The following is a 2,269-nucleotide window of genomic DNA, read 5'->3' as shown; positions in this document are numbered from 1 at the left end:
CCCATGCCCCAGAGGATCATGGAAGCCTGGCTCGTGGCATAGGCGCGCGCCACCTCGCGGATGGTCTGCGGATCGATGCCGCAGATCGGCGCCATGGCCTCGGGCGTGGTGTCCTTCACCTGTTCGCGGATGGCGTCGAAGTTGTCCACCCGGCGCGCGATGAAGTCGGCGTCGGTCAGGCCTTCTTCGATGATGACGTGCAGCAGCGCGTTGAGCAGGGCCACGTCGGTGTCGGCCTCGAACGGCAGGTGCCGCCAGGCGTGGCGGTGCAGGTCGGTGCGGCGCGGGTCGGCCAGCACGATCTTCGCGCCGCGGGCGGCGGCGTTCTTCATCCAGGTGGCGGCCACCGGGTGGTTGTTGGTGGGGTTGGAGCCGATCACCAGCACGAAGTCGGCGTGCTCCACATCGCCCACCGGGTTGCTCACCGCGCCCGAGCCCACACCTTCGAGCAAGGCCGCCACGCTGGAGGCGTGGCACAGGCGGGTGCAGTGGTCTACGTTGTTGCTGCCAAAGCCGGTGCGCACCAGCTTCTGGAACAGGTAGGCTTCTTCGTTGCTGCCCTTGGCCGAGCCGAAACCGGCCAGCGCCTTCTTGCCGTGGGTGTCGCGCAGCGCCTTCAGGCCGCCGGCGGCGAACGCCAGCGCCTCTTCCCAGCTGGCTTCGCGGAACACGGCGCGCCAGTCGTCCGGCCGCGCGGTGAGGCCCGGGTCCTTGGGCACGCCGGGCTTGCGGATCAACGGGGTGGTCAGGCGCTGCGGGTGGTGCGGATAGTCGAAACCGAAACGTCCCTTCACACACAGCCGGCCCTGGTTGGCCGGGCCGTCGCGGCCTTCCACGGCCACGATGGTGTTGTCCTTGACCTTGTAGGTCAGCAGACAGCCCACGCCGCAATACGGGCAGACCGAGTCCACGGTCTTGTCCACGCGCTGGTCGCCCATCAGCGTCTTGGGGCTGAGCGCGCCGGTGGGGCAGGCCTGCACGCATTCGCCGCAGGCCACGCAGCTGCTCGCACCCATGGGGTCGCTCAGGTCGAACACGATCTGCGCGTGGCCACCGCGGTGCGCGACACCGATCACGTCGTTCATCTGCGTTTCGCGTCAGGCGCGCACGCAGCGCGTGCACTGGATGCAGGCGTCCAGGTTCACCGCCATGGCCGGGTGGCTCAGGTCGGGCTTCGGCCCTTCCACACGCAAGGCTTTCAGCTCGGGCCGCACCGTCACGCCCATTGCGCTGACCCACTGGCTCAGCTCGCCGTGCGGCTGCTCGGGCTTCCCATCCACCCACTGGTGTCCGGTCTCAGGCCGGTCGGCCAGCAGCAGTTCCAGCACCAGCTGCTGGCTCTTGATCGCGCGCGCGCTCTTGGCTTTGACCACCATGTCGGTGGTCACAGCGCGGCAGCACGAGGGCGCCAGCGCGCGTTCGCCCGCCACTTCGACCACGCAGGCGCGGCAGTTGCCGTCCGGGCGCAGGCCGTCGCTGTAGCAGAGGTGCGGAATGTCCACGCCGTGGCGTTGCGCGGCCTTGAGGATGGTTTCGCCATCGTTGGCCTGCAGGGCCACACCGTCGAGGGTGAAGGGGATGCTCATGCGGCACCTCCGGTCACTTCATGAGCAAAGTACGTCATCACGCTGCGCATCGGGTTGGGCGCGGCCTGCCCCAGGCCGCAGATGGAGGCGTCGATCATCACCGTGGCCAGGTCGTCCAGCGTGCTGGCGTCCCAGACCTCGGCCTCCATCAAGGTGGCAGCCTTGCCGGTGCCCACGCGGCAGGGCGTGCACTGGCCGCAGCTTTCGTGTTCAAAGAAGCGCAGGGCAGTCAGCGCAGCGTCGCGCGCGCGGTCGTGCTGGCCCAGCACCACCACCGCGGCAGAGCCGATGAAACTGCCGTGCGGCTGCAGGGTATCGAAGTCCAGCGGCACATCGGCCAGGCTCGCGGGCAAGATGCCGCCCGAGGCGCCACCGGGCAGGTAGCCGTAGAGCGTGTGGTCCTTGGCCATGCCGCCGCAGTGTTCGTCGATGAGTTCGCGCAGCGTGATGCCTGCCGGCACCAGCTTCACACCGGGTTCGCGCACGCGGCCGCTGACGCTGAAGGAGCGCAGGCCTTTGCGCCCATGGCGGCCGAAGCCGCTGAACCAGGCCGGACCGCGCTGCACGATGTCGCGCACCCAGTAGAGCGTTTCAAAGTTGTGTTCCAGCGTGGGCCGGCCGAACAGCCCGACCTGTGCGATGTAGGGCGGGCGCAGACGCGGTTCACCGCGTTTGCCCTCGAT

Annotated in this window: 1 protein-coding gene and 1 pseudogene; both read right to left on the bottom strand. The window is 68.9% G+C overall.

Annotated features, from left to right (window positions below; genetic code table 11):
- Positions 1 to 1,586: pseudogene (locus ACR2JA_RS20240) on the bottom strand (molybdopterin-dependent oxidoreductase); the annotation flags it as partial.
- Positions 1,583 to 2,269: NADH-ubiquinone oxidoreductase-F iron-sulfur binding region domain-containing protein (locus tag ACR2JA_RS20235; RefSeq protein WP_434010856.1), on the bottom strand; the 687-nt coding region annotated here is incomplete at its 5' end. The pseudogene ACR2JA_RS20240 and the gene ACR2JA_RS20235, both read right to left, overlap by 4 nt.

The organism is Hydrogenophaga sp. (assembly GCF_051007235.1).
GTDB lineage: Bacteria > Pseudomonadota > Gammaproteobacteria > Burkholderiales > Burkholderiaceae_C > Hydrogenophaga.
This window is presented reverse-complemented; position numbering and strand designations above follow the sequence as displayed.